The sequence below is a fragment of the Sphingomonas bacterium genome, assembly GCF_903644135.1.
In the GTDB taxonomy this organism is placed as follows: Bacteria; Pseudomonadota; Alphaproteobacteria; order Sphingomonadales; family Sphingomonadaceae; genus Sphingomonas.
Window position 1 is genome coordinate 1 of sequence record NZ_CAHJXA010000321.1, and the last position, 3,204, is coordinate 3,204.

At 68.2% G+C, this 3,204-nt stretch carries 3 protein-coding genes; 1 reads left to right on the plus strand and 2 read right to left on the minus strand.

The genetic code is table 11. The annotated features are described in order from the left end of the window. The coding region (locus HUU96_RS13720) for a glycosyltransferase family 2 protein (RefSeq protein WP_174293312.1) at positions 1–863 on the plus strand (863 nt) is incomplete at its 5' end. On the opposite strand, the gene HUU96_RS13725 is transcribed toward HUU96_RS13720, so the two are convergent. Both HUU96_RS13725 and HUU96_RS13730 read right to left on the minus strand, forming a co-directional pair. Continuing rightward, positions 860–2,737, minus strand: a complete 1,878-nt coding sequence (locus HUU96_RS13725; RefSeq protein WP_174293313.1) for a CocE/NonD family hydrolase — start codon at positions 2,735–2,737, stop codon at positions 860–862. The two genes, HUU96_RS13720 and HUU96_RS13725, sit on opposite strands and share 4 nt — an antisense overlap. 114 nt (positions 2,738–2,851) lie before the next feature. Further along, positions 2,852–3,204 (minus strand): fructose-bisphosphatase class II (locus HUU96_RS13730; protein ID WP_174293314.1); only part of this gene is annotated, 353 nt, incomplete at its 5' end.

Consider the following 3,204-nt stretch of genomic DNA (forward strand, 5'->3'; position numbering starts at 1 on the left):
CCGACACGCTGCTGGAGCCCGGCGCGATCGCCGCGATGCGCGCCGCCTTCGCCGCCGAGCCGCAGCTGGTCGCCGCCACTGGCGTCCTTGCGCCGATCTGCGGCCCGACGCCGACCGCGCGGCTGTTCGAGTGGTTCCAGTCCTATGAATATGTCCGCAACTTCCTGTCGCGCGACGCCTGGATGCGGCTCGACAGCCTGTTGCTGGTCTCCGGCGCGTTCGCCGCCTTTCGCCGCGACGCGGTGCTGGAGGTCGGCGGCTTCGATCCCGAATGCATGGTCGAGGATTACGAGCTGATCCACCGCCTCCATCGCCACGCCGCCGACCTGGGCTTCGACTGGCGCGTGCGGGTGGTCGGCGGTGCCCTGGCGCGGACCGACGCACCGGCAAGCGTCGGCGCATTCTTGAAGCAGCGCCAGCGCTGGTTCGGCGGCTTCCTCCAGACCCAGCACTGGAACCGCGACATGGTCGGTAACGGCCGCTTCGGCCGGCTGGGGACGCGGATGCTGCCGGTCAAGGCGCTCGACACGGTGCAGCCGATCTATGGCCTGGCGGCGTTCCTGATCCTGATCGGACTGGTCGTCACCGGCCGCTTCGCGATCGCGCTGCCGGTGCTGCTGGTAATGATCGCCAAGGTGTCGGTCGACCTCAGCTTCCATCTCTGGTCGCTGGGCATCTACAAGCGCTGGACCGGGCAGCACGAGGGGCTGCGCCTCGGCCCGGCGATCGTCGCCGCGCTCGCCGAGCCGTTCAGCTTCCAGCTGCTGCGCCATGCCGGCGCGGTCTATGGCTGGGTGGCGTTCCTGCGCGGTCGGCAGAACTGGTCCCGCCAGGCGCGGACCGCGCTGGAGAGCCGGGTTTAGCGCATCACCGGCAGGGTGATGCGGCTGCCGGCGCAGACCCGCTGCTCCGCCTTGACGTAATCCGCCGGCTCGGCGCGCGCGATGTTGGCGACGAAGCTCTGCGGGTTGCGGTCGATCATCGGGAACCAGCTCGACTGCACCTGCACCATGATGCGGTGCCCGGCCCTGAACACATGGTCATGGTCGCGCAGCGGCACGTCCCAGGCGACCACCTTGCCAGGCTTCAGCGGCCGCGGATCGGTGTCGCTGGCGAGGAAGCGTCCGCGGCGAACCTCCATCGCCACCGGCAGCTGATATTCGTTGAGCTGCGTCGTGTAGCTACCCAGCTTGGCGCTCTCGGGTGAATAGGCCTGCGTTCCCGCCGGCAGCACGTCGATCAGCTTGACGACGAAGTCGCTGTCGGTGCCGCTGGTCGACGCCATCAGCGTCGCCGCCAGCGCGCCGGTGACGGTCAGGTCGGCGGTCAGCGGCGCGGAGACGTAGCTCAGCACGTCCGGCCGGTGATCAACGAAACGCTGGTCCGCCGCCTCCCACGACCGCCACTCCGGCGCAGGATAGGTCGGCGAGATCGGCCGCGCCCGGAACGGCACCGGGTTGGCGGGGTCGGAGGTATAGCTGCGGCACGCCTCCGCCGCTGCCGGCGCGGTGAAGCTCAACGAGCCGTCGGCGTGGAGGTACAGATCGGTCGCGGTCGCGCCGGCCGGCGGCCATGCCTTGTACGTCTTCCAGACGTTGCTGCCCGACTGGAACATCTTCGCCGCGAAGGCTGGTCTCTCGCCTTTGCCATGTAGCCAGTAGCGGAAGAACGGAGCCTGGATCTGGTCCTTGAACTCGTCGCCGCTGGCGGTGCCGATCGGAACCGCGCCGTTGGCGACGAAGTCGCCCTTGCCCTGCCAGCCGCCATGGTTCCACGGCCCCGACACCATCTGCGCGAGATGATCGGGATCGTTCTTCGCTTGGCGCTCATAGATGCGCCACGAGCCCCACGGATCCTCCTGGTCCCAGAAGCCGGCGACGTTGAGCGTCGGCACCGTCGTGCGGCCCAGCGCATCGGTCCAGCGCTGGCCGGTGTAGAAGCTGTCGTGATTGGGATGGTCGAGCAGGGCAGTGAACAGCGGCACCTGTCCATGGAAATAATCGCGATCGATCGCCGCGGCGCTGCCCTCCTTCAGGAAGAAGTCGTAGGTGTCGACGCCGGGATAGACGAAATCCTTGTTCTGCGTCTTGTCGAGCTGGAGCGAGGACACCCAGTCGGTCGCATAGGACAGCCGGAGCGCGCCGTTGCGGTGGAGGTCGTCCGACTGCCAATAATCGAGCCACGCCGCCTGCGGGCTGATCGCCTTCAGCGCCGGATGCGGGTGGACCAGCGCGATCGCCGCCGCGAAACCGGGGTAGGATACGCCCCACATGCCGACTCGGCCGTTGTTGGGCCGCACGTTCTTCACCAACCAGTCGATCGTGTCATAGGCGTCTGTCGCCTCGTCGACGGCCTTGGCATCGTACGGGTGAACCGCGGTCGACAGGGTGAAGACGCCGTCGGACTTGAAGCGCCCGCGCATCGACTGGAACACCATGATATAGCCGTCGTTGACTAGGCTCTTGTAGCGCGCGGCATAACCGGCGGGCAGCGCCTGGCCAGGCACGCCATAGGGAGTGCGCTGGAGCAGGATCGGAAGCGGCCCCGCCTTGCCGGTCGGCCGCATGACAACGGTCTGCAGCTTCGCGCCATCGCGCATCGGCACCATCACCTCCTCGAAGGTGAAGGTGAAGGGGGAGGCGGCGGTGGCTTGGGCCGGTGCCTGCTGCGCGGGCGCCGTCACCGGTGCCATGATTGCGGCAAATGCCGCTGCTGCCACTATTGCGACGCGCTTCATCCGCTTTCCCCTTTCGTCATGCCGGGCTCGTCCCGGCATCCAGGGCCGCGAGAGCAACAAGAGTAGGTATGCGGAACCCTGGACCCCGGCACAAGGCCGGGGTGACGTTGGGGATCACTCCGCCCGATGCTCGCTCTTCACCCAACGCACGGTGCCTGACGAGGCGCGCATCACCACCGTCTCGGTGAAGACACGCCCGGCCTTGCGCTTGACCCCCGCCAGCAGCGAGCCGTCGGTAACGCCGGTCGCCGCGAAGATGCAGTCACCACGCGCCAGTTCGGTCAGGTCGTATTGCTTGTCGAGATCGGTGACGCCCCATTTCGCCGCCCGCCCGCGCTCGTCGTCGTTGCGGAACAGCAGCCGCCCCTTGAACTGCCCGCCGACGCAGCGCAGCGCCGCCGCCGCCAGCACCCCCTCGGGCGCGCCGCCCGAGCCCAGATAGATGTCGACGGTGGTGTCGGGATCGG

Coding starts and splice junctions, on each gene's coding strand:
- HUU96_RS13725 (WP_174293313.1), bottom strand. CDS start 2,737: ATGAAGCGCGTCGCAATAGTGGCAGCAGCGGCATTTGCCGCAATCATG.